This is a genomic window from Streptomyces sp. NPDC005808, assembly GCF_042871385.1.
Lineage (GTDB): Bacteria > Actinomycetota > Actinomycetes > Streptomycetales > Streptomycetaceae > Streptomyces.
Map to the genome: position 1 here is coordinate 227,991 of NZ_JBIAIK010000014.1, position 23,784 is coordinate 251,774.

Below are 23,784 nucleotides of genomic sequence, written 5' to 3' on the forward strand. Positions count from 1 at the left end.
GGTCAGCTGTTCCACTTCCACTGGGCCGGGTGGAAGTTGGCGAGCGAGTCCTGCGAGAAGCCGCCGAGGCCTTCCTTGACGACCGAGATCTGGTAGTCGGGCTCCGGCAGCCAGATGACCGGCAGGTCCTTCGCCACGGCCGCGCTGTAGTCCTGCACCGCCTGCGCGTCGTTCGACGTCGTGGACGCGGAGATCAGCTGGTCGACCTCCGGGTTGGAGTAGTTGCCGAAGTTCGAGCCGCCCTTGGTCTGGAAGAGCGAGTCACCGGTGGGGAAGGCGTTGAAGTACCAGCTGCCCGCGGTGCCGAAGAACGAGAGCTGCCACTTGCAGACCGACTCGCCCGCGGTGCACGGCGGGGTCTGGGACAGCACCGAGTTCACGGGCGCGGTCTTGATGGTGAACTTGATCCCGGTCTTCTCCAGCGAGGACTGGATCGCGCTCATCATGTTGTCGGTGACCGTCGAGCCGGACTGCGACAGCACCTCCATCTGGAACTTGGTGCCCTTGGCGACGCCTGCGCCGCACTGCGAGGCACCACTGCCGGCGTCCGTGCAGACCATGACGCCGTCCTGTTCGGTCCAACCGTGGCTGATCAGAAGCGACTTGGCCGCCGAGGTCGAGAACGGGTACGGGTTGTTCTTCTGCGTCGGCGAGAGGAAGTCCGAGGACTGGCCCTGCGGGATCGGGCCGTAGCCCGGGACGGCGGTCCCGTTGAAGATGACCTTCGCCAGACTGTCCTGGTCGATCGACTTCTGGACCGCCTGGCGCGCGTACAGCTGCTTGAACACGGCACCCATGGAGGGGTTGTTGAAGTTGTACGGCATGTACGTGATCGCCCAGCCGGACCACGGCTTCACCGTGTAGCCCTGCGCGGTGAAGCTGTCCTCCTGGTCGAGGTCGGTCGCCTCGATGTAGCCGTAGTCGACGCTCCCGGAGCGCAGCGCGTTCTTCTCGGCGTCGGCCGTCGTGAACGGAAGCAGGTTCACGGTCGCGATGCCGGGCTTCTCACCGCCGTCGTACTTCTTGTTGGCGGCGAGCACGACCTTGCCGGAGGTCGAGAAGGACTTGACCGAGTACGGGCCGCTGATGGTCTTCCACAGCGAGTCCTTCTCGTACCCGGAGATGTTCTTCGCGGCATCGTTGAGGTAGGTCCACACCTGCTTGGCGCCCGCGGTCGTCCGGTCGGCGTCCGACACCGCGGCCGTGGCACTCGTCTTGTCCCAGGCGTGCTGTGGCAGCGGGTGGATGTCGTTCAGCTCGTTGGCGAGCATCCACTGCGAGTTGTAGGCCTTGTCGAACGTGATCGTGAAGTGACGGTCGTCGACGGTCCTGAGCGAGGTCCAGTCGTCCGGCGCCTTGCCGGGGTTGTAGCCGGCCCACTCGTCCTTGTTCGCCTTGATGAGGTTGAACCAGAACTCGACATCGCGCGAGGTGATCGGCTTGCCGTCGCTCCAGGTGCGGTCGCCGAGCGTGATCTTGACGCTCTTGCCGTCGGACGCGAAGTCGGCGGCGGTGGCTATCGACGCCTTCTTGTTCCAGGCGACCTTGCCGGTCGAACCGTCGTACGCGACCAGGCGCTCCCACAGGCTGTCGGAGATGGAGCTGTTGTTGGTGTTGAGGTGGGCCGCGGTGCCGATCGGCAGGATCCAGTTCGGGGTGAAGTTCGCGGGCAGCGCGTAGTTGATGGTGTCGGGGGACGCGGACGACGTACCGCCCGATCCTGAGCATCCGGCGAGCAGCAGTGCGCCCGCCGTAACGACGGCACCGGCGACAAGTGTCGTGCGAGCAGGGGACATGGCTCTCCTCAGGATCCGCAGGGGAAACGACGACGGGTGGCGGGAGTCAGTCAACGACCCGACTGGTCGAAGAAACAGACGCGTTCCTGTAAAAAGCCTGTTTCTGCTGTTCTGAAAAAAGTGGAAGAGCCGGTTCTGGACGTACTCTCATCGCCTCGGACCCCACGTCGGAGGTTATTTCGCCCATGACTGAAAAAACCCATGCCTGACCGGAGCCCGACGCACCGCAGGGGCGTCACCGGCGTCTCGTCGCTGTCCGAGCGGGTCCTCGAACTGCTCGCCTCCGGGCAGGCCACCACCCGCACCGAGCTCGCCGAACTGCTCGGCGCCGCGCCGTCGACGATCTCGCTCACGGTCGGCCAGCTCGTCGCCCTCGGGCTCGTCGCGGAGGAGGGCACGCGCTCCTCCACCGGAGGCCGCCCGCGCAAGGTGCTGCGCCTCGGCGGCAGCGAGGGGTTCGCGATCGCCGCCGAACTCGGCGGCAGACACGCCCACGTCGGTGTCGTACTCCCCGGTGGCGGGATCACCGATGTCTCGACGGTGCCGTTCCCGACGGCGGACGGGCCGGAGGCCGCGCTTCCCGGGCTCGCCGAGACACTGGAGGCGCTCGCCGAGCAGCACGGCCGGCACCTGCTCAGAGGCGTCGGCCTCTGTCTGCCGGGTCCGGTCGACGTCGAGTCGGGCGTCGTGACACTCCCGGCGCGCATGCCCGGCTGGAACAGCTTCCCCATCCGGGCCTGGTTGGAGGACCGCTTCGGCGTTCCGGTCGCGATCGAGAACGACGCCAACTGCATGGCCGTGGGCGAGCACAGCGTCCAGCCCGCCGGGCGACGCCAGTCGATCATGGTGAAGACGGGTTCCGGCATCGGCGCAGGCGTCATCGTCGACGGGCGGCTGTACCGGGGCGGATCCGGCGCCGCGGGCGAGATCACCCACGTACGGGTCGAAGCGGGCCACGCCATCCCGTGCTCCTGCGGCAACACCGGCTGCCTGGAGACCGTCGCCTCGGGCGCCGCCCTGGTCCGCATCCTGCGCGAGAGGGGCCTCGACGTCACCTCGGTCGAGGACGTGGTCCGCCTCGCGTCCGACGCCGACCCGGAGGCGACCCGCGCCGTCCGCCAGGCCGGCCGGTACCTCGGCATGGTGCTGGCCGCGAACGTCAACTTCTTCAACCCCGACGCCGTGTACCTCGGGGGCATCGTCTCCACCCTGGAACCGTTCGTCGCCGCCGTACGCAGTCAGCTGTACGAGGGCTGCCATCCGCTGGTGACCAAGCACCTGGTGATCGAGCGGGCGAGCCTCGGGGCGGACGCCGGGCTCGTCGGCGCCGGGCAGTTCGCCCTCCAGCACGCCCTGGCGCACGCGCTCCACACCGTGACCGCAACCTGACCCCCAGCCCGGGGCCATGCCGCTAGGAGAAAGCCATGCCGCGATCCCGTACCGCCGTCGCCCGTCCCGTCATAGCCGTCGCCGGACTCGGCATCGAGTCGTCGACGTTCTCGCCCGCGCGGACCGACGCTCCCGCCTTCCATCCGCTGCGCGGCGCGGACGTCCTGACGCGCTACCCGTTCCTGGCGCCCGGGACCCCGCTGCGCGAGGCCGCCGAGTGGCGCGGCGCGCTCGTCGGCAAGGCGCTTCCCGGCGGCACGGTGACCGTCGAAGCGTTCGCCGAGCTGAGCGACGAGCTCGTCGAGAGGCTCGCGGACCTGCCGCCCCTCGACGGCCTCTGGTACGACATCCACGGCGCCATGACGGTGGAGGGCATCGACGACGCCGAGGCCGTCCTGCTGGCCCGGGTCCGCGCGACCGTCGGGCCCGACGTGATCGTGTCCACCTCGATGGACCTGCACGGGAATGTCTCGCGCGAGCTGGCCCACATGAGCGACCTGATCACCTGCTACCGGACGGCCCCGCACGAGGACCATCTGGAGACGAAGGAACGGGCCGCGCGCAATCTCGTGGACCTGCTCACGACCGGTGCGCCCCGGCCGGTCAAGGCCTGGATCCCCGTCCCCGTGCTGCTGGCCGGTGAGCAGACCTCGACGCGCATCGAACCGGCCAGGAGCGTCTACGCCGCGGTCGACGACGTGGAGGCGACGGACGGCGTCCTGGACGCCGCGATCTGGGTCGGATACGCCTGGGCGGACGAGCCGCGCAACCGCGCCGCGGTCGTCGTCACCGGCTCCTCCGCGCCCGCCGTCATCGCGGGCGCGGGACGGCTGGCCCGCGGATTCTGGGAGGCGCGGCGCGCGTTCGCGTTCGTCGCGCCGACCGGGTCACTGGACGAGTGCCTCGACGAGGCGCTCGCCTCCTCCCCCGACGCCCGGCCCTACTTCATCAGCGACACCGGGGACAATCCGACGGCCGGCGGCGCCGGAGATGTCACCTGGGGGCTCCAACGGGTGCTCGCCCGGCCGGAGTTCAAGGACCCGTCCGGGCCTGTGGTCATCTACGCCTCGGTGCCGGGCCCGGACGCCGTCGAGGTCGCCGAGAAGGCGGGCGTCGGTGCGACCGTCACGGTCACGGCCGGAGCCGAGGTGGACGACCGGCATGCCGGGCCGGTCACGATGACCGGGGTGGTCCACGCGGTGCGGCACGGGGACCGGGACGCCGGGACCGAGGTCGTCCTGCGGGTCGGCAGCGTGCACGTGATCCTGACCCGGCTGCGCAAGCCGTACCACCATGAGCACGACTTCACCGACCTCGCGCTCGACCCGCGCGGCGCCGACGTCGTGATCGTCAAGATCGGCTACCTCGAACCGGAACTGTTCGACATGTCCGCCGGCTGGAAACTCGCGCTCACTCCGGGAGGGGTCGACCAGGACCTCGTCCGCCTGGGCCACCGCCGCATTCGCCGCCCCATGTTCCCGTTCGACCCGGACATGACTGCCCCCGACCTCACTGCCCGGATCATCGCGCCCTCGAACGAGCCGCTCACCGGACAGGACGACTGAGCCGGCGGGGCACCACACCGCCGGGCAGGGTCTCCCTGCCCGGCGCCGCGCTGGTGTCAGTGGTTCACGCACTCGTTCCCGGAGGCCGGGTTCAGCAGCCCCACCACGTTGATGGAGTTGCCGCAGACATTGAGGTCGAGGTCGACGGGGATCTGGACGACGTTGCCCGACAGGACACCGGGGCTGTCCACGGCGACACCGACCGGGTCGGGTTCGGCCGCGGCGGTGCCGGCGGTGAGCAGCAGGGCGGCGCCCGCCAGCCCGGTGGCGGCCATCAGACGGATACGCATAGCAAGCTCCGATCAGTCGCGGGGTTGCGAGTGCCTCCACCATCACCTCGGCAGCCGCCGGACGACATCGCTGTACGCCCGAACGGGGCCGCATCCCTGCGAGGGCCGCCTGAACCGAGCCTGCCTGGGACGCGTCGCGCGGGGCGTACGGAATGCCCGTAGCGTAAGAGGAGGTCAGGTGGAACAGGGAGAGATCATGTCAACCAGCCAGCCCGATTCGCCCTCGCCGTCCGACGACGCGACGACCCCCGACGCGCTGCTGCACACCGGCTCCGGAGGCGATGTGACGCCCGAGGACCTGGTACTCGCCGCGGGCCGTGACATCACCCCGAGGAACCTCGCCTGGGCCGAGCGCAAACTGACGGCGGAGGGACCCTCGGCCCTCGACAAGCTGCTGCCCTAGGGTCCGAGGTCGCGAGTCACCCCAAGGGGCCGGAACCCTCCGGCGCTCGGCCGAACCTCGTACGCCCGCATGGAGTTGGGGCGGCAAGCGGGGCATGGAGCGCATCCGTTCGTCCAGGTTGACGGTCGACCATCGGACAGCGCTGTGCAGGAGGACGGGTGCGCCGCAAACTGTCCTGATCCGGACCTACCTGGTGGGGCGGTGAGCCCTGACGCAAAATCCTCCGCCCCCTCACTTCGGAACGGGCTCTCCTGCGACACTGAACCGTATGGATCCCCGACACCTGAGACTCGGCCGCCGTCGTATCTGGATGCTCAGCGGGGTCTGCTTCCTGGTGCTCGGGCCTGTCGGATTCTCCCTGGGTGGCTGGATTCCCCTCGTGGTGCTCGCCGTCGCCCTCCTCGTGGCCACGTCCGTCTCCCACTGGAGAGCACCGAAATGGCTCGCGCCCGCCGTCGCCAAGGGACAGCGCGAGAGCCGCCAGGACGTCGCCACCTTCTGTGTCGTCATCGCCGTCAGCGGGTACGCCCAGCCCCTGGCGCTGCCCTCCGCCTCCTCCCAGGACATGGCAGCTCTTCGTCTGGAGGCGCACCGGGCCGCGGCCGACGACGATCTGTCCGAGGAGCTGCGAGGCCTCGCAGCCGACGCACTCGGCGCAGCGGACCACGCCCACGCGGAGGACACACCGGCGGCCTGGCGAGCGGCGCGGGCGGGCTCGGAGCGGCTGGCGCATGCCGCCCAGGAGGGCAACCCCTACGTGCGCCAACTCCTCATCCAGTGGGTCGAGGGAAACCCGGCCGCGGAACACTGAGCACGGAGACTGAGCACGGCCCGGCGGGCCATGTGGCTCAGGAGACGCGGACCGCGCCCGAGACGATTGCGGCATGCCGAAGGCGGGGGCGCCACGGCCGCGGGAACGCGGCGTTCACGACCCCGCTTCCTTCCGCAGAAAGTTGCTCACCTGGCAGGCCAGGCTGTCCCTGCCCGTGTCGGGACGCTCGCCGGCGTCCACCGCAAGCTCGCAAGAGGCGATGTCGCCGGCCCACAGATACCGCTCGGTCCACTCCTCGTCGACCTTGAGCTGGATCTGGATGTCCACCCGCGAAAGCCGGGCGTCGGGGCAAGCCGCGTACAGGACGGAGGTGGCCCGGCGCAGCGGGTAGATGTCGTAGCCCTCGATGAACTGTGAGTTCCGCCAGTCGAGGAACGCGCTCTCGCCGTCGTCGCCGACGCGGATATCGATCTGACCGTCTTCGAGATGAATACCGAAACGCTCACTCGTGCGATTTTCGACGGTGACACGAAACCGGAAGTAGGTGAGTTCCTCGGCGGCGTCGTCACGCCCACGCGGTGGCTCCGCCTTCTCGACGCCGTGGACGCGGACGCGGAGGCCGGCATGCTCCTCGTACTCCTGCCAGTCCCCGACCACGTTCAGCTCGCGCACAGTGCACCTCTCCACCTCAGAGAGCTGCTTCTTATCTGTGCTCTCGACGCAGTGTCAAATGAGCGGGACATGCGGTGGCCAGGGAATTCCCTTTGCTTGATCGGCGATCAAGCCGTGCGCAGCCACAATCCTTCCCGGGGCGGTTCGCCGGCCTTTCCTCACGTGCCGCACATCACGTTCCGCGGCGTCTCACTCGCCCGCGCGCAGCGTCCGCATCTGCTCGTCGAGCGGAGCCAGTCCGACGTCGTGGCGACGCTCGTCGAGGGTCTGGGGCCGGCGGACCGGATACGGGCGCAGGGTCACCGGATCGACGCGGGTGCCGTAGAACTGCGGCTGCCCCTGTTCGACGGCGCAATGGTCGGCGATGTAGGCGTGGTGCAGGGCGGGGCAGCGCCCGTCCGCCGCGGCCTGCGCGATCAGATCACGGCACCTGAGCTGGAAATTGAGGTCCGGGGCGTGCAGAAGGATCATGAGGGCTGCCGTCGAGGCGGGAGCGCCGACCAGGTCGGCGGCCGGCCAGCCATGGTGGTCGACGATCGTTCTGAGGGCCGCCGCGTTGGCTCCGCGGCGTTCGTCGACGGCACGGCGGGACCGCGGGCCGGGGTTCGCCCCGGCCTGCCGCATCAGGCGACGCTCCTCGTCAGCCCTGCGCTCCAGTTCTCCGGCGAGAGCCGTCGCGAGCGCCGGAACCATGCTGTGTGCCCCCACCCGGTCCCGCCGCTCGTCACGACTGACGGCAAGGTGACCTGAGGAACCCTTCATCGCGTCTCCTGAAGGACCAGCGCGAACCACACCCTCTTGCCCGTGGTACCGGGTTCGGGCGGCGCGATGCCCCAGTCGTCGGCCAGTGCGGCCACGATGGCCAGTCCGCGTCCCGACTCCTCGGCTCTTTCCGCCGTACGGGGACACGGCAGCGCGGACGAGCGGTCGGCGACCGTCACGCGCAGGTCGCGTCGGCTGCACTCCACGGTGACGGTGATCGAGTCGCCGACGCCGGGGTGGCTGCCGTGTCTGATGGCGTTGGCGAACAGCTCGCCCGTCGCCAGGACAGCGTTGTCAACGGTCTCTGCCGGCACCCGCAGACGCATCAGGTACTCGGCAACCATGGACCGCACGCCTGACGCGCGTGACGGGTGGGCGGGGACCGTCGTCCGCAGGAGGTGGGTCCTGCTCTCCGGGATCAGTGGCGCAACCGGACTCACGACGGCGGCCTCGGCGGGCCGGCTCCGCCCCGCCGGTGCGTGGTCATCGGCCGGGTGGACGTCACGCGCCAGTGAGGGCGACGGCCCGCGGCGATGCGCCCTGGATGCCGTCATCGGTCCTCCTTCGAGTGCAGCACGGTGGGGGACGGTCTCGATGGCTGCTTCTGCAGCCAACACGCCGGACCAGGGCCAGGACCAGGGGGAACAGGGGTTGTCCGGTTGCTGGCCCGTAGTGGCGTGGCAGGCATGTTCGACCGGGTGAGGGACGTGAGCGGGGGCCGGGCCGAGGTGCGCCGAAGCGGTGGCACCGGGTGGCCCGGCGTGCTCGGCAAGCGGGTACTGGTCACCGGGGGCACCCGGGGGCTCGGCGAGCAGATCGTGCGGCTGCCGGCAGCCGAGGGTGCACAGGTGGCGACCTGTGCCCGCACCCCGCTCGGTCTTGCGGCACTGGCCGACTCGCTGGACGCTCCACTGTTCACCCAACCGCTCGACGTCACCGAACCGGAGCGTCTCGAGGCCTTTGTCACGGCCGCGGCGAAACGTTTTGGCGGTCTCGATGGGGTGGTGGCCTGCACGGGCGGATCTCACGGGGGCTCCTTCGTGCAGGCGCGCGTCGCGGACCGGGCGGCCACCTGGGAGGTGAACGTCGGCCGTACGGCACGGCTGTTGCGCGCCGCGGTCCCGCATCTGCGGGCCGCCGCCGGCGGGTCGGTCGTGGTGATCTCGTCGATCTCCGGCTGAAAGCGCGGTCCGCCCGTCCAGTACGGGGTCGCGAAGGCCTCGCAGATCCACCTGGCGGCGTCGCTCGCCCGGGAGTTGGCTCCGGACGGAATCCGGGTGAACGCCGTCTCCCCCGGGTCGATGATCATCCCGGGCAGGCGCTGGGACCGTATGCGGCGGGAGGACCCCGAGGCCTTCGCCGGATTCCTGGCCGCGGAGTTCCCGGGCGGAGAGCCGGTCGCGCCCCAGGAGGTCGCCCGTGTGGTGGCTTTCCTGCTGTCCGACTGGTCGAGCGGGATCTCCGGAGCACATCTCCCCGTCATCCGGGCCCAGAACGCGCCCTCGCCCGACGGCTACTAAGGCACCAGGGACGATTGAGCCAAGAGGTCGCTCCATCATGCCACCGCCCCCAGCACCGGACGGGCCTTGCGTTCGAACTCCTGCACAAGGGGCTCGTGGCGGCGCGACTCCAGCCGCCCGCGGAAGTCGCGCAGTGCCTGGATCGACCGTTCGCTGTGCACGGTGCTCAGGGTGTCGAGGGCCTCCGTGGCGGTGCCGAGGGCCTCGTCGAGGCGGCCCTGCTGCAGATGGGCGGTCGCCAGCACGGAGCGACTGATGGCCTGGCGCCTGCGACGGTCGGCGTTGGCGCTCAGCGACTCGCCCGCGGTGCGCTCCGCCTGCGTGGCAAGCCCGAGGTCGCGGAAGCAGAGCGCGGACTCGGCCTGAAGATAGTGATGGTCGAGGTAACGCACCCAGGCTGATTCCTGCCCGGCTCCCCGGCTGGCGTCCAGTTGGCGCTCCGCCATGCGCAGGGCCTCGGTGGCCTCGGCCGAGCGGCCCTGGGCGGCGTGTCCGCGCGCCGACATGGCGTACAGGCGCATCAGACCGAGCGGGCTGCCCGCGTCCTTCGCGGTGGCGATGCCGGCCCGGGCCAGGGCCACCCCCTCGTCGGGGCGCCCGAGGCTGGTGGCCAGATGGGAGAGCCCGGCCAGGATCTGGCCGCCGAGGACCCGGTCGCGTCCTTCGGCGCACAGGCGCAGCGCCTGGGTCATGTAGCGCTGGGCGAGGCCGTACTCCCCCGCGTCGTAGGAGCTCCAGCCGGCCATCGCGGCCAGGCGCGCGGCGGCGGCGTACAAGGTGCGCTGCAGATGCGGCGGCGTACCGCGCCGCTGGAGCATCGGGACGACCTCGGTGGAGAGGTAGTGGACGATGCTGGTGCGCACTCCGCCGCCGCCGTACTGGTTGTCCATCTGGTCGAACATGGCGATCATCGCGTGGACCTGCTCGACCGGTCCGCCGCTCGCCGCCAGATGCGGCCGGTCGTCGTCCTGGTGCTCCAACAGCCAGAGCAGCCATGCACGTTGGGGGTTCGTCAGCGCGGCGGCGACGAAGGGGACGGAGCCGAGGAGGCTGCGGCGGGAGATGTCGGTGGACCCCAGTTCGGCCAGGGTGTGAAGGGTTTCTGCCACGTCTTCGCCGTAGCGCAGTGCCCGGCCCGCGACGGGGCGCTGCTGATCGGGGAGGAAGCCGAGGTCCGCGGGTGACACGGCGCGGCCGAGCCGCTCGGACAGCACGGATGCGATCAACTCGGGTGTGGTGCCCCGTGGTTGCTGGCCCTGCAGCCAGCGGGTGACCGATGCCTTGTCGTAGTGGGAGTCGGCGCCCTGACGGCGGCCCAGTTCATTGACCCGGCAGGCGAGTGAGGCATAGGAGCAGGCAGCGTCCTTGAGGGCCACCGCCAGCGCCTTGTTGGCCCCTGCGGGTGCCCTGCCCGGGCTCCTCGATTGTCCGTCGGTCACGGTGGCCATCCCGGTCTCGCATCACGGTCACGTGCAGCCGCGTCCGGCCGTACGTGCCCCCGATGCACCAATTCCCGTACGACCCAACGCAGTTGACCCCCTCTCACCGTTGACGGTGCGACAGGTCACTCGATCACTATGGTGGCCGACACACTCAACATGCAACCGGCGTTCTGATAATTTCAGAACGATCCGCATCGCTCTGTCTCTGTCAACGACCGCGTGGCACACTGCTCGCTGTGATTGCCGTACAGGGAGGTAGGACGTGAGCGACAACCGCTCCGGCGGCAGCGCACCCACCGTCCTGCGGATGGTTCTCGGCAAACGGCTGAGGCAACTGCGGGAAACGGCCGGGGTGTCGTTCGAGGACGCGGCCCGCGCCATCGAGGTCACCCCCCTCACCGTCCGCAGGATCGAGAAGGCCGAGGTCGGACTCCGCATCCCGTACGTGAGGGAGTTGCTGCACACCTACGGTGTTCCGGCAGCGGAGACAGAGGACTTCCTCACCATGGCCAGGGAGGCCAACCAGCCGGGGTGGTGGTACAAGTACCGCGACGTGCTGCCCGAGTGGTTCAGCGCCTACGTGAGCCTGGAGAGCGAAGCCAGCGTCATCCGTCTCTACGAACCCCACTACGTTCCGGGGCTGTTGCAGACGTACGACTACGTCACGGCGCTCATGCGGGTCGGCTTCCCCAGCGAGTCGAAGGAGGAGATCGCCCGCCGTGTCGACCTGCGCGTCAAGCGCCAGGACCTGCTTGCCAAGCCGGACGCGCCCGCGATCTGGGCCGTCCTGGACGAGACGGTGCTGCGCCGTCCGGTGGGCGGCGTCGAGGTGATGCGGGCCCAGATCGACCGGCTCCAGGAGGTCCTGGACATGCCGAAGGTCAGAATCCAGATCATGCGCTTCGAGGTGGGGGCACACCCCGGCGCGTTCGGTCCCTTCCACCACTTCCGCTTCGGCTTCTCCGAACTGCCCGACGTCATCTACACCGAAAGCCTCGCCGGCGCGGTCTACGTCGACCGTCCCGACGATGTCGTCACCTATCTCGAGGTACTGGACCGGATGTCCGTGCAGGCGGAGCCGGTCGCACGAACCAGGACCATCCTGGCTGAACTGCGTAAGGAGTTGTGATCCATGGAACGCATGGGCCCCATCCACAGCGGCATGCCGGCCGTCGACCTGGGCACCGAGGGCTGGCAGAAGCCCTGGAGCGGTACCAACGGCGGGAGTTGCGTCGAGGCGAAGCGGCTGCCCGACGGCAGTGTCGCCTTCCGTCAGTCCAGGGATCCGGAGGGTCCCGCGCTGGTCTACACCCGGGACGAGATGGTCTCGTTCCTGCAGGGCGCCAAGTCGGGCCAGGCGGACTTCCTGATCGCCTGAGGCCCTCCACCGCATTGCCGAAGGGCCGGCACCGCCTCACCCGCGGGACCGCCACTACGGCTGTACAACCGGACAACCCGCACGCACCCTCCCGCCGTGCGGGTTGTCCCCTCACACTGAGGAAGTCGGTCGTCCTGCGGAGGGAGTGGGTGCGGTGATGCACCTCCACCAGGCCCTCACCCGGTGCCGGACGCTGGTCGTCGAGGGCCCTGACGGGATCGGCAGGAGCGGCCTGACCGCCAAACTCATCCATCATGGATTCCTGATCCGGCGCTCGCGCGGGCACCTCCACCACGTGGACCCGATCCGGCCCTACCGCGAACTCCTGGCCACCCCCGGCCGGTTGGCCGTCGACGGCGGCATCATCCACGAACTCGTGTACGGACCCCTGCTCCGTGGGTGCTCCCGGGTGACCTGGATCCAGGCGCTCGACTTCGCCGAAGCGGTCGCCGAACGCGAGGGCGCGCTCGTCCATGTGAGGGGCACGGCGGACGACGACACCGAGGCGGTCGGCGCGTACGAGCGAGCATTCCGCACCCTGGCCGAGCACGCCCCCGTCGTGACCTACGACGCGGTGGACCTGAGCCGGCCGGCCCACGGCCCCGCTCCGCCTTGCCCTCAACTCAGGGGCTGCACACAGACGTTGACGATAGGTTGGCGACAGACCGCGTGACGCACGGTAAAGGTAGGAGATATCCCATGGCAGACGGCCGGCCCACCCCCGACCAAGAGGCATTGTCCAAGATCGACACCACGGTGCCGCACTCGGCCCGCATCTGGAACTACTGGATGGGCGGGAAGGACAACTACGAGGTCGACCGGGAGGCGGGCGACGCCTATCGCGAAGTCGCCCCGAACATCGAGACGATGGCTCGCGCCTCCCGCGACTACCTGATCCGCACGGTGACCTTCGTGACGGCCGAACTCGGTATCCGCCAGTTCCTCGACATCGGCACCGGCCTTCCCTCGTACGACAACACCCACCAGGTCGCCCAGCGCATCGCGCCCGAGTCGCGCATCGTGTACGTGGACAACGACCCGCTGGTGCTCCGCCATGCGCAGGCCCTGCTCACCAGCACGCCCGAGGGCGTCACGAACTACATCGACGCCGACCTGCACGAGCCCGAGAAGATCATCGAGGCGGCAGGGAAGATCCTGGACTTCGACCAGCCGATCGCCCTGATGCTGATGGGCATCCTCGGCCACGTCCAGGACTACGAGGAGGCCAAGTCGATCGTCAGCCGCCTCCAGGCCGCCCTGCCCTCCGGCAGCTACTTCGTGCACTACGACAGCACCGACACCGACGCCGCGCTCAAGGAGGCCCAGCAGGGCTACGACGACACCGGCGCCGTCCCGTACGTGCTGCGCAGTCCCGAGCAGGTCAGCGCGTACTACGAGGGCCTCGAACTGCTGGAACCCGGCATCGTGTCGTGTCCGCTGTGGCGTCCGGAGCCCGGTACCTCGCCCGAGCCCACGGACGTCCACGGCGGTGTGGCCCGCAAGCCGTGACGGTCAGGATGCCCTGACGGTCAGGACCCCGGCGCCGGTTCGATGTTCTGGTTGAGCCGGAACAGGTTGCCGGGGTCGCGGTCGGCCTTGATGCGGGCCAGGCGCGCGTAGTTGTCGCGATAACTGGCCCGCACCCGCTCCTGGCCCTCGTCCATCATCATGTTGACGTAGGCCCCGCCCGCGGAGAACGGGTGCAGCGCGTCGAAGTAGTCGACCGTCCACCGCTTGATGAGGTCGGCGTTGGCCGGGTCGGGGTCCACGCCGGCGTAGACGGACGCCCAGCGGGCGTCGCGGTAGCTCCACGCGGTGTCCGTGGGAGCGACGTCGTGCGCGGCGCCGTCGATCGGGTAGAGGTGCATCGTCGACTTCCACGTCGGCAGTTCGGCAGCGAACTTGGCGTGCAACTCGGCCGCCTCGCGCGGGACGTCGTTGACGAAGTCCGCGCGCCAGTACCACTGGTCGCCGGGCGGATAGAGCCCGTCGAACGCGGACTGGATCGCGGGATGCGGCATCGGCCCCGGGCCGTGCAGCAGAGGCTGGGGCAGGGCGTCGAGCAGCGGGGCCATCAGCCGGGCGGCCGCTTCCGTGTCCTCCCCGATGTAGCACCACACGACCCCGCAGACCTTGCGAAGATGTAGTTCCTCGGGGAAGGGCGGAGCCGGCGGAACGGACCCGACCAGGAAGAAGGCGTTCAGCTCGCGGGGGGCGTGCGGAAGGAAGTCGCGGTAGGCGGTGAGGACTTCGGCGGTGAGTTCGACGGGCCAGAAGGTGGGGCCCGCGACGACCGTGTTCACCTCGTGCAGTCGCAGGAGGAAGGAGGTGACAACTCCGAAGTTGCCGCCTCCTCCGCGGATCGCCCAGTACAGGTCGGCGTTCTCATCGGCGCTCGCGCGTACCTGCTCGCCGCTCGCGAGAACGAGGTCGGCCTCGATGATGTTGTCGATGGTGAGCCCGCACTTGCGGGTGAGATGGCCGAGTCCGCCGCCGAGGGCGAGGCCTCCGACGCCCGTCGTGGAGATGATGCCGCTGGGTGTGGCCAGGCCGTGCGCGTTGGTGGCACCGTCGACCTCGCCCCAGACGCAGCCACCGCCGACCCGCACCGTGCGCGCCCGTGGATCGACCTCGACGTCCTTGAGCAGCGAGAGGTCGAGGACCACACCCCCGTCGCAGGTACCCAGGCCCGCTCCGTGATGGCCGCCGCCGCGGACCGCGAGCGGGAGGCCGTGGTCGCGGGCGAAGCCCACCACCTCTGAGACGTCCTCGGCGCTCGTACAGCGCGCCACCAGTGCGGGCCGCCGGTCGATCATTCCGTTGTACACCCTGCGGGCCTCGTCGTACCCGGAGTCGTCCGGGCCGATCAACTGCCCCTTGAATCGGTGGAGTTCCTGACTTGCTGCTTGTGCAGGCGTGATGGACATATGTGTCCCCCGTGTCCGGGGAGCGGTTCCGGGTTCCCCTGTCCGGGTCCCCTGTTCCAGTCTCCCTCTGATGGATCCGATCCGCCTGTTCTAGTCCTGCTCCCGGTACCTGGATATCCGTGCCCGCCACCCACCTCACCGCCGACGGCTACCTACCTTTCACCGGCGAGGCAGCATGCCGAGCTGCACGGCACGGGCGGCGGCCTGGCGCCGGGTGCGGACACCGAGCTTGTCCAGGACGGCGGAGACGTGGTTGTCGACCGTGCGCACCGACACGACCAGCCGCTCGGCGATCTCGCCGTTGGTCATCCCCTGTGTCAGCAGCCCCATGACCTGCAACTGGCGTTCCGTAAGCCCTGCGGGATTGTCCCGTGTCGCCGCGTGCGGACCCCGCGGTATCCGGCGCACACCCAGTGCGCGCAGCTCCCCGCGGATCAAGTGGGCGAGCGGCTCCGCGCCCAGCGCGTCCAGCTCGGCCAGGGCGCTGAGCTTGTCGTCGAGGTCCGGGCTCTCGGCGAGGGCGGCGGCATGCTCGTAGGGGCATCCAGCCGCCTGCCAGAGCCGTGCGGCCTCGCTCCAGTGTCCCGCGCTCTGGAGCGCGTACGGATGCTCCGAGCCGTTCCTCGGAACCGGCTGCCCGGCCTTGGCGAGCCAGTAGCCGAGCTCCGCCCGGTGCGCCGCGGCCTCCAGCCGACAGGCCTCGGAGAACGTGGTGCTTGCGGCGGCGGTCACCGCGGAGGAATCGCCGCGCAGCCAGGCGGCTTCCGCCCGGGCCGCCGCGACCGGTCCGGTCCGCTGCAGCTCGCTGCTGCGCACCGCGATCTCCCAGGCCTGATCGAGCAGTTCGTCGCCGCCGCTCCTGCCGCGCCGCACCCGCACCCGTGCCAGCACCGTCAGCGCGGGGCAGCGGGCCGGCACGAAGTCGTGCGCCCCGATCTCGGCATGCCGCTCGGCGTCGGCCCAGGATCCGGCGGCGAGTCGGCGCATGGCCATCTCGACGTGGAGATAGCTCAGGAAGCCCAGGTGCTCCGCCCGGTCGGCCAGTTCCATGGCCGGGGCCAGGAAACGGTCGGCCTCGGCGTACTCCAGGTTCTCCAGCAGGCTCCAGATGATGTTGGCGTAGGACCGGCAGGCGTGCTCGACCTCGTCCGCTCCCAGGGCCACCTTCAGGCTCTCCTCGACCTGCGCCCGCCCCAGTGGGTCGCCGCCCCGCCAGCGGGCGGAGCCGACGTTGTTCAGGGCGTGCGCGAGGATCTCCGCGTCACCTTCCCGGCGGGCCAGCTCGATGGCGCGCTCGCCGAACGCGATGGCCTGCGCATGCCGGTCGGAGAGCATGTGCAGCTGGGAGGTGTTGCTCAGAGCCAGCGCGAGCAGCCGGTCGTCGCCCGCCCCCTCCAGTACGGCGATCGCCTCCCTCGCCGCCGTCCGCGCCTCCTCGGCGTCACCCGCCCACCAGTGGATGCGGGACAGCCACCGCAGGTCCGCGCCGAGCGCCCGCGCGTCTCCCAGGGACCGGCGCAGCGCGACCGCCTCCCGCTCCGCTTCGACGGCGGCGACGGAGTCCGCGATGGTGTAGCTCTCCACCGCGTAACGCTCAAGGAGACCGGCCAGCTCGGTGGGCGAGAGCCGCTCGCGCTGCCGGAGTACGAGCCTGAGATGGGCGGCGGCTTCGCGGTGGGCGCCGGCGCGGGACGCGTCGTGTGCGGCGCCGGGGCCGTGCCGGGCGATCGCCTCCAGGTCGCCCGCCTCCGCCGCGTGATGGACGATCCGGGAGGCGTCGGAGCCGGGTACGGCGACGAGCGCGGCGAGCACGCTCCGGTTCAGTTCGATCCGTCGTGCGGCCGGCAGGGAGTCGGCGATGGCTCGGCGGATCAACTCGTGCCGAAAGGCCGCCCGTTCCGGGGTGACGACCATCAGCCCGCGCTGCTCGGCCGCCGCCAGTTCGGCCACGTCGTCCATCAACAGGGCCTTGACCAACGGGCGTTCCACCGCGGAGGGCACGACGGCCAGTTGCTCCAGGGCGTCCCGGGTGCTGCCGTCCAGCCCCCGCAGCCGGGCCAGTACGGCGTCCACCACCGTCGGCGGCACACCACCGGTGCCACCGGCCGCCACCACCTCGGCCACGAAGAACGGGTTGCCGGACGTCACCTCGTACACCTGCACCGGATCCAGTTCGCTGGCCGCGCTCAGCCGGCGTACGGCACTCGGGGAGAGCCGGGACAGCGGCAGGCGGTGCACGCGCTCCGCCCGGGACACCTGGCCGAGCAGGTGGCGCAGCGGGTGTTCGCGGCCCAGCTCGTCGTCCCGGTAGGTCAGGACCAGCACGGCGGGGAGCCGTTCCACCCGGCGGACGAGGAAGCGCAGAGCGTCGAGGGAGGCCTCGTCGGCCCAGTGCACGTCCTCGACGACGAGTACCGCAGGATGCGGCGCTGTTCTCAGCTCCGTCCGCAGGGCGTCGTACACCAGATGGCGGTCGCCTCCCACGGTGAGCATCCGCGCGAGTTCCGGGCCGACGCTTCCGACCAGGTCGCGGAAGGGTCCCAGCGGACGTCGGGTCGTGAGGTCGTCGCACGCCCCCAGCAGCACGCGGGCATCGGGGGGCAGCACCTCGGGCAGTACCTTCACCAGGCTGGATTTGCCGATCCCGGCCTCTCCGAAGACGAGCGCCACGGATCCGGCGCCGTCGGCCGCTTCGCGCGCGGCGGCTGCCAGTTGGGCGAGCTCGTGGTCGCGTTCGAGGAGCCCCCGTTCCACGGCACGATTCTGGCACGGGTGGCGCCCGTGCAGTACGTCAGAACGCCGACCGCGACCGCACCGCCTCGGCCCGGTGGGGCCGGGACAGCACCAGGAGACTGCGTGCCTCGACGCGGACGTCGGTGCCCGCCTTGCGTTCGGACTCGTCCGGCAGCCCCTGCGGATCCGCGGTGTCCATCCGTACGGTCCACCGCTCGCCGTAGAGCGCGTCGGGAAGGCGGAAGGTCACCGCCTCCCAGTGGCTGTTCAGGAGCAGCAGGAAGGAGTCGTCGACCACCGGATCGCCGTACGGGTCCGGCTCGGCGATGGCGTCGCCGTTGAGGAAGACGGCGACGGCGTGGGCGTCGGGGCGCAGCCAGTCCTCGTCCGTCATCTCGCGGGCGTCGGGGCGCAGCCACATCAGGTCCGGCAGCGGCTGGTGCTCGTGTGTCGGGGTGTCGCCGAGGAAGAAGCGGCGGCGGCGCAGGACGGGGTGGGCGGCGCGCAGCGCGATGGCGCGCCGGGTGAAGTCCATGAGCTCGCGCTGCTCCTCGCTCAACCGCCAGTCGATCCAGGAGATTTCGTTGTCCTGGCAGTAGGCGTTGTTGTTGCCCCGCTGGGTGCGGCCCAGTTCGTCGCCGTGGGCGAGCATCGGGATGCCCTGGGACAGCAGCAGGGTGGCGAGGAGGTTGCGCTGCTGGCGGGCGCGCAGTTCCAGCACCCCTTCGTCCTCGGTGGGGCCTTCGGCGCCGCAGTTCCAGGAGCGGTTGGTGCTCTCGCCGTCCTTGTTGTCCTCGCCGTTGGCCTCGTTGTGCTTGTCGTTGTACGAGACCAGGTCGCGCAGGGTGAAACCGTCGTGCGCGGTGACGAAGTTGATGCTGGCCCGGGGCCGCCGCCGGTCGTGCTGGTACAGGTCGGAGGAGCCGGTCAGCCGGGAGGCGAACTCGCCCAGCGTGTGGTCGCCGGAGCGCCAGAAGTCCCGTACGCAGTCACGGTACTTGCCGTTCCACTCCGACCACAGGGGCGGGAAGTTGCCGACCTGGTAGCCGCCTTCGCCGATGTCCCAGGGCTCGGCGATGAGCTTGACCCGGCCGACCACCGGATCCTGCTGGATCAGGTCGAAGAACGCGGAGAGCCGGTCCACCTCGTGGAACTGCCGGGCCAGGGTGGCCGCCAGGTCGAAGCGGAATCCGTCGACGTGCATCTCGGTGACCCAGTACCGCAGCGAGTCCATGATCAGCTGGAGCACGTTCGGGTGCCGCATCAGCAGGCTGTTCCCGGTACCGGTGGTGTCGTAGTAGTGCGCCGGGTCGCCTTCCACCAGGCGGTAGTAGGAGGCGTTGTCGATGCCGCGGAAGGAGAGCGTGGGGCCGTATCCGTTGCCCTCGGCGGTGTGGTTGTAGACGACGTCGAGGATCACCTCCAGGCCGGCGGCGTGCAGCGCCTTCACCATCGACTTGAACTCGGTGACCTGCTCCCCGCAGGTCCCGTATGCCGCGTAGGCGTTGTGCGGGGCGAAGAAGCCGATCGTGTTGTAGCCCCAGTAATTGGACAGGCCGCGGTCACTGAGGAAGCCGTCCTGGACGAACTGGTGCACCGGCATCAGCTCGATCGCCGTGACTCCGAGCGAGGTCAGGTGCTCGATGACCGCCGGGTGCGCGAGCCCGGCATAGGTGCCGCGCAGTTCGGCGGGGACCGCCGGGTGGGTTCGGGTCAGGCCCCGCACATGTGCCTCGTAGATCACCGTCTCGGCGTACGGGCGCATCGGCGGGCGGTCGTCGCCCCAGCCGAAGAACGGGTCGGTGACGACACCGAGCGGCGTGTGACCGGCGCTGTCGGCCGGATCGGGCCCGTGGGCGGCGCGTTCGAAGAGCGAGGCGTCGTTGTCCGCCTGTCCGTCGACCGCCCTGGCGTACGGGTCGAGCAGCAGCTTCGCCGGATTGCAGCGGTGTCCGGCCGCCGGGTCCCAGGGGCCGTGGACCCGGTAGCCGTAGCGCTGCCCCGGCCCGACTCCCGGCAGGTAGCAGTGCCATACGGAGCCGTCGACCTCGGTGAGCGTGACGGTGCGAGGAACGCCGAACGCGTCGATCAGTACCAGATCGACGCGTTCGGCGACTTCGGTGAACAGGGCGAAGTTGGTTCCTTCGCCGTCGAATACCGCGCCCAGTGGATAGGGGCGCCCGGTTCGGATGCGCACGTGATCAGCGTACGGGGATCACGCTCTCCGTGCCGTCCGGGGAAACCTGTGGCTGGCGACCTCCGTGCCGTCCGGGGAAACCTGTGGCTGGCGACCACGGCGTCCGCACGTCACGGGATCGGTGGCCGGCGACCACGCCCTCCGTGCACCCGGGGCCCCGTGGAAGGCGACCACGGCCTCCGTGTCGTACAGGGTCACGGGACGGCGACCGCGGGCTCGGTGTCGTCCTGGGAGTCGATGAGCACGACGCCGGGGTTGTCGCGGGATCCGGCAAGCGCCGGCACGGGCAGTGCGCGAGGCATCCGGCGCGCCTCCCGCAGGCTGGGCGCGGGTGCCGGCGGCATGAGCGGGGCGCGTTCGGCGGCCCGGGCGCGCCACGAGAACCAGATGATCTTTCCGCCGGCTCCGGTGGCGCAGCAGCCCCAGCCGTCGCTCAGAGCGGCGATCTGCGCGAGGCAGCCTTGTGGGGTGTTGTGCGGACGGATGTCCTGGTCGTTGTCCGACACGGCGGTGATGAGGTGCTGACCGTTCCACCACATCTCGACGGTCGTGTTCTTGTCCGCGGCGTGCTCCTCGATCGTATGGAGCAGCGCTTCGGCACAGTGACAGACGGACTCGACGAGATTCTCCAGGTTCCAGTACCGGAGGTGAGCGGCCAGAATGCGCTTGACCTGTCCGACCCGTTCCGGGCTGACTTCCACGTCGAGGTGGTAGTAGCAGGGCACTGCAGCTTTCATTTTCGTTGGCTCCTCACCGGCGAAGCTCCCGCTCCTCCTCGCCCCCGCGGGCCGAGCCCCGAACACGTAGCGTGAGCGCTGATCGCTTCTGAGTCATTCCCAGAGTGGGAGTGCTGCTCCATTCGTGCAACACGAGACCGGGGCCGATGTTGTTGAAAAACCAACAAGACGCTCGGTGTCCGTGCAGGCACCATGGGTGAGGGCGTCGATCTCTGTAATGGATCGGTGCCCCTGCGCGCACGGCCCTCACTCGCCATCCGGGCGAGCCGTACGCGTCCGAGAGGGAAGGTGACCAGCGTGATGCTGCTGCCTGCCAAAGCCGAGGTCGCCAGGCATCTTGAGCGGTACCGGGCCTGGGAGCGTCTGCTGCTCGCGGCCCCCGCAGACCACACCGTGCGGGGCAACTTCGAGAACACGGGATACACGCTGTGCGTGCTGATGGGCAAGCGCTGCGCGCGCGAAGCGGCGGACGCCGCCGAGCACTATCTGCGTGCCGGTTCGTCGCCGGCGAGAGCGCGCCGCGCCCAGGGTCGGGGGCCGAGCCGGACCGTGGGCCAGTGCCCGTGAGCGCCCGGACGCGTCGGAGCGTTCCGACAAGGATCTGAACCGCAGGCTGGGCGAGAGGACGGCGGAGGCGAATACCCATGGACGTTGATCCGGACACCGGCGGTGTCCCGACCGTGGATGTCGGCGCGCTCGACATCCTGGCCACGGTCAGCCGCTCGTTCAGTGTGCAGACCGGGGGTACGCGCCCGGCCTCCGTGCCGGCAGTCGATGCCCACTCGGTCTCCGGGCCGGCCGTGGACGCTCCCGCTGTCGCGGAGGCAGGTGCCTGTCACGCCTCCGTGCCGGACGCGGACGCCCACGCTGTCGCAGAGGCAGGTGCCTGTCACGCCTCCGGGCCGGAGGTGGACGCGCACGCTGTGGGGATCCCGGTCGTGGACGTCCACCCGGTCGTCGAGTGCGGCAGGCGGCCGGCGAAGGCGGTGTGCGGCGAGACCTTCCAGGTCACCGCGACCCTCTTCGGCGAGGGCCATGACGCGGTCGCCGCGAATGTCGTCCTGTGCGATCCGAGCGGCCGCCCGGGACCGTGGACCCCGATGCACGAACTCGCCCCCGGCACCGACCGCTGGGGCGCCGACGTCACGCCGGGGGAACCGGGCCACTGGACCTACCTGGTGGAGGCGTGGCGCGATCCCCTGGCCGCCTGGCGCCGCGCCGCCGGGATCAAGGTTCCCGCCGGTATCGACTCCGGTCTGATGCTGGAGGAGGGCGCCGAGTTGTACGAGCGGGCCGCCTCCGGAATCCCGGACACAGCAGGTCAGGAGGTGGTACTCGGCGCCGCGAACGCCCTGCGCGACGAGTCCCGGCCGCCGGCCGCCCGTCTCGCGGCCGCCCTCACCCCGGCGGCGGACGCCGTCCTCGCGGAGCACCCGCTGCGTGAACGGGTCTCCCGTTCACTGCCGTTGCCCCTGCTCGTCGAACGGAAGCGGGCCTTGTACGGCTCGTGGTACGAGTTCTTCCCGCGCTCCGAGGGCACGCCCGAGCAACCGCACGGCACGTTCCGTACCGCCGCCGAACGCCTGCCCGCCATCGCGGAGATGGGCTTCGACGTCGTCTACCTCCCGCCGATCCACCCCATCGGCACGACGTTCCGCAAGGGCCCCGACAACACACTGTCGGCGACCCCCGAGGACGTCGGGGTGCCCTGGGCGATCGGCTCCCCGGAGGGCGGCCACGACGCCGTCCACCCCGACCTCGGCACCATCGACGACTTCGACGCGTTCGTGCGCCGCGCAGCCGACCTGGGCCTTGAGGTCGCCCTGGACTTCGCCCTCCAGTGCTCCCCCGACCACCCATGGGTGCACAAGCACCCGGAGTGGTTCCACCACCGCCCCGACGGCACGATCGCCTACGCCGAGAACCCGCCGAAGAAGTACCAGGACATCTACCCGATCGCCTTCGACAGGGACATGCCGGGACTGGTCCAGGAGACGCTGCGGGTGCTGCGGTACTGGATGAGCCATGGCGTACGGATCTTCCGCGTCGACAACCCGCACACCAAACCGGTGGTGTTCTGGGAGCAGGTCATCGCCGACATCAACCGCACCGACCCGGACGTGATCTTCCTGGCGGAGGCGTTCACCCGCCCCGCGGTCATGCACAGGCTCGCGGCGGTCGGTTTCCAGCAGTCGTACACCTATTTCACCTGGCGCAACACCAAGCAGGAGCTGACCGACTATCTCCGCGAACTCGCCGGTGAGACAGCCGCGTTCATGCGGCCCAACTTCTTCGTCAACACGCCAGACATTCTTCCCGAGTTCCTCCAGCACGGCGGGCGGGCCGCCTTCGAGGTGCGTGCCGTCCTTGCCGCGACCCTCTCGCCCGCGTGGGGGATCTACGCCGGGTACGAGCTGTGCGAGAACACCCCGGTCAGGGCGGGCAGTGAGGAGTACGTGAACTCCGAGAAGTACCAACTCCGGCCGCGTGACTGGGAGTCCGCCGAGCGCGCGGGCGGGACCATCGCGCCGCTGATCACGAGGCTGAACCACATCAGGCGGCGTCACAAGGCCCTTCACCAGCTCAGGAACCTTTACTTCCACCGGGCCGACAACGACGCCGTGATCGCGTACAGCAAGCGGACGGGTGACGACACGGTCGTGGTGGTGGCCAATCTGGATCCGCACCACACTCAGGAGGCGACGGTCTCGTTGGACATGCCACAACTCGGCCTGCACAGGGACGACTCCGTGCCGGTGCGCGACGAGCTCACCGGCGAGACCTACCGCTGGGGCAGCGCCAATTACGTGCGTCTGAAGCCGGGCGGCGCGCATGTGCTCGCCGTCGGCCCCGCACAGCGGATCGGAGGGTCACCCACCACATGATCGTCAACGAGCCCGTCCCGGACACGTTCGAGGACACCCCGGCCAAGGACCGCGATCCCGAGTGGTTCAAACGCGCCGTCTTCTACGAGGTCCTGGTCCGCTCCTTCCAGGACAGCAACGGCGACGGCATCGGCGACCTCAAAGGCCTCACCGCGAAACTGGACTACCTGCAATGGCTGGGCGTGGACTGCCTCTGGCTGCCCCCCTTCTTCAAGTCCCCCCTGCGCGACGGCGGCTACGACGTCTCCGACTACACCGCCGTCCTGCCCGAGTTCGGTGACCTCGCCGACTTCGTGGAGTTCGTCGACGCCGCCCA

Annotated in this window: 21 protein-coding genes and 1 pseudogene; 12 read left to right on the forward strand and 10 right to left on the reverse strand. The window is 69.9% G+C overall.

Annotation, left to right across the window (positions count from 1 at the left end; all coding sequences use genetic code 11):
• Positions 1–2: 2 nt before the first annotated feature.
• On the reverse strand, positions 3–1,796 hold the full coding sequence (locus ACFYPC_RS28310) for a peptide ABC transporter substrate-binding protein (RefSeq protein WP_388681718.1): 1,794 nt from the start codon (positions 1,794–1,796) through the stop codon (positions 3–5).
• A 201-nt stretch (positions 1,797–1,997) separates the two neighbouring features.
• Between ACFYPC_RS28310 and ACFYPC_RS28315 the strand changes: the two genes are divergently transcribed.
• Both ACFYPC_RS28315 and ACFYPC_RS28320 read left to right on the forward strand, forming a co-directional pair.
• Positions 1,998–3,185: an ROK family protein gene (locus ACFYPC_RS28315; protein WP_388681720.1), complete on the forward strand. Its 1,188-nt coding sequence runs from the start codon at positions 1,998–2,000 to the stop codon at positions 3,183–3,185.
• 35 nt (positions 3,186–3,220) lie between these two features.
• On the forward strand, positions 3,221–4,750 hold the full coding sequence (locus ACFYPC_RS28320) for a M81 family metallopeptidase (protein ID WP_388681722.1): 1,530 nt from the start codon (positions 3,221–3,223) through the stop codon (positions 4,748–4,750).
• 56 nt (positions 4,751–4,806) lie between these two features.
• Here the strand turns inward: ACFYPC_RS28320 and ACFYPC_RS28325 are convergent, their stop codons facing one another.
• Positions 4,807–5,040 carry a chaplin gene (locus tag ACFYPC_RS28325; RefSeq protein ID WP_388681725.1) on the reverse strand — a complete coding sequence of 78 codons (234 nt, stop codon included), beginning with the start codon at positions 5,038–5,040 and terminating at the stop codon, positions 4,807–4,809.
• Positions 5,041–5,236: 196 nt separating this feature from the next.
• On the opposite strand from ACFYPC_RS28325, the gene ACFYPC_RS28330 reads away from it, so the two are divergent.
• The gene (locus tag ACFYPC_RS28330; protein ID WP_388681728.1) at positions 5,237–5,443 is read left to right on the forward strand and encodes a hypothetical protein; all 207 of its coding nucleotides are present in this window, start codon (positions 5,237–5,239) and stop codon (positions 5,441–5,443) included.
• Positions 5,444–5,711: 268 nt separating this feature from the next.
• Positions 5,712–6,254 (forward strand): hypothetical protein, encoded by a 543-nt coding sequence (locus tag ACFYPC_RS28335; protein ID WP_388681731.1) that lies wholly within the window; start codon positions 5,712–5,714, stop codon positions 6,252–6,254.
• Positions 6,255–6,368: 114 nt separating this feature from the next.
• On the opposite strand, the gene ACFYPC_RS28340 is transcribed toward ACFYPC_RS28335, so the two are convergent.
• The 3 genes from ACFYPC_RS28340 to ACFYPC_RS28350 all read right to left on the reverse strand — a co-directional run bounded on the left by ACFYPC_RS28340 (position 6,369) and on the right by ACFYPC_RS28350 (position 8,203).
• On the reverse strand, positions 6,369–6,887 hold the full coding sequence (locus ACFYPC_RS28340; RefSeq protein ID WP_388681733.1) for a hypothetical protein: 519 nt from the start codon (positions 6,885–6,887) through the stop codon (positions 6,369–6,371).
• A 189-nt stretch (positions 6,888–7,076) separates the two neighbouring features.
• Positions 7,077–7,580: a DUF6624 domain-containing protein gene (locus ACFYPC_RS28345; protein WP_388681782.1), complete on the reverse strand. Its 504-nt coding sequence runs from the start codon at positions 7,578–7,580 to the stop codon at positions 7,077–7,079.
• Positions 7,581–7,645: 65 nt separating this feature from the next.
• Positions 7,646–8,203 (reverse strand): ATP-binding protein, encoded by a 558-nt coding sequence (locus ACFYPC_RS28350; protein ID WP_388681736.1) that lies wholly within the window; start codon positions 8,201–8,203, stop codon positions 7,646–7,648.
• A gap of 132 nt (positions 8,204–8,335) precedes the next feature.
• Between ACFYPC_RS28350 and ACFYPC_RS28355 the strand changes: the two are divergent.
• Positions 8,336–9,169, forward strand: a pseudogene (locus tag ACFYPC_RS28355) (SDR family NAD(P)-dependent oxidoreductase).
• 35 nt (positions 9,170–9,204) lie between these two features.
• On the opposite strand, the gene ACFYPC_RS28360 reads toward ACFYPC_RS28355, so the two are convergent.
• On the reverse strand, positions 9,205–10,617 hold the full coding sequence (locus tag ACFYPC_RS28360) for a hypothetical protein (protein ID WP_388681738.1): 1,413 nt from the start codon (positions 10,615–10,617) through the stop codon (positions 9,205–9,207).
• Positions 10,618–10,918: 301 nt separating this feature from the next.
• Between ACFYPC_RS28360 and ACFYPC_RS28365 the strand changes: the two genes are divergently transcribed.
• The 4 genes from ACFYPC_RS28365 to ACFYPC_RS28380 all read left to right on the forward strand — a co-directional run bounded on the left by ACFYPC_RS28365 (position 10,919) and on the right by ACFYPC_RS28380 (position 13,498).
• On the forward strand, positions 10,919–11,740 hold the full coding sequence (locus ACFYPC_RS28365) for a helix-turn-helix domain-containing protein (RefSeq protein ID WP_388681785.1): 822 nt from the start codon (positions 10,919–10,921) through the stop codon (positions 11,738–11,740).
• Between the two features lie 3 nt (positions 11,741–11,743).
• Positions 11,744–11,989 carry a DUF397 domain-containing protein gene (locus ACFYPC_RS28370; RefSeq protein WP_388681741.1) on the forward strand — a complete coding sequence of 82 codons (246 nt, stop codon included), beginning with the start codon at positions 11,744–11,746 and terminating at the stop codon, positions 11,987–11,989.
• A gap of 157 nt (positions 11,990–12,146) precedes the next feature.
• Entirely contained in the window at positions 12,147–12,662 is a 516-nt protein-coding gene (locus tag ACFYPC_RS28375) for a hypothetical protein (protein ID WP_388681744.1), read from the forward strand.
• 26 nt (positions 12,663–12,688) lie between these two features.
• Positions 12,689–13,498: an SAM-dependent methyltransferase gene (locus ACFYPC_RS28380; protein ID WP_388681745.1), complete on the forward strand. Its 810-nt coding sequence runs from the start codon at positions 12,689–12,691 to the stop codon at positions 13,496–13,498.
• A 20-nt stretch (positions 13,499–13,518) separates the two neighbouring features.
• Here ACFYPC_RS28380 and ACFYPC_RS28385 read toward each other — a convergent pair whose 3' ends face one another.
• The 4 genes from ACFYPC_RS28385 to ACFYPC_RS28400 form a co-directional block, all read right to left on the reverse strand.
• On the reverse strand, positions 13,519–14,916 hold the full coding sequence (locus ACFYPC_RS28385) for an FAD-binding oxidoreductase (RefSeq protein ID WP_388681748.1): 1,398 nt from the start codon (positions 14,914–14,916) through the stop codon (positions 13,519–13,521).
• 159 nt (positions 14,917–15,075) lie between these two features.
• A complete protein-coding gene (locus ACFYPC_RS28390; protein ID WP_388681750.1) occupies positions 15,076–17,670 on the reverse strand; it encodes an ATP-binding protein in 2,595 nt (864 codons plus the stop codon).
• A 37-nt stretch (positions 17,671–17,707) separates the two neighbouring features.
• A complete protein-coding gene (glgX, locus tag ACFYPC_RS28395; RefSeq protein WP_388681787.1) occupies positions 17,708–19,840 on the reverse strand; it encodes a glycogen debranching protein GlgX in 2,133 nt (710 codons plus the stop codon).
• Between the two features lie 200 nt (positions 19,841–20,040).
• Positions 20,041–20,583: a pep a2 gene (locus tag ACFYPC_RS28400; RefSeq protein ID WP_388681753.1), complete on the reverse strand. Its 543-nt coding sequence runs from the start codon at positions 20,581–20,583 to the stop codon at positions 20,041–20,043.
• Between the two features lie 300 nt (positions 20,584–20,883).
• On the opposite strand from ACFYPC_RS28400, the gene ACFYPC_RS28405 reads away from it, so the two are divergent.
• From ACFYPC_RS28405 to ACFYPC_RS28415, 3 genes are all read left to right on the forward strand, one after another.
• The gene (locus tag ACFYPC_RS28405; protein ID WP_388681789.1) at positions 20,884–21,150 is read left to right on the forward strand and encodes a DUF5133 domain-containing protein; all 267 of its coding nucleotides are present in this window, start codon (positions 20,884–20,886) and stop codon (positions 21,148–21,150) included.
• Between the two features lie 77 nt (positions 21,151–21,227).
• On the forward strand, positions 21,228–23,468 hold the full coding sequence (locus tag ACFYPC_RS28410) for an alpha-1,4-glucan--maltose-1-phosphate maltosyltransferase (RefSeq protein ID WP_388681756.1): 2,241 nt from the start codon (positions 21,228–21,230) through the stop codon (positions 23,466–23,468).
• Positions 23,465–23,784: alpha-amylase family glycosyl hydrolase (locus ACFYPC_RS28415; protein ID WP_388681759.1), on the forward strand; the 320-nt coding region annotated here is incomplete at its 3' end. The genes ACFYPC_RS28410 and ACFYPC_RS28415, both read left to right, overlap by 4 nt.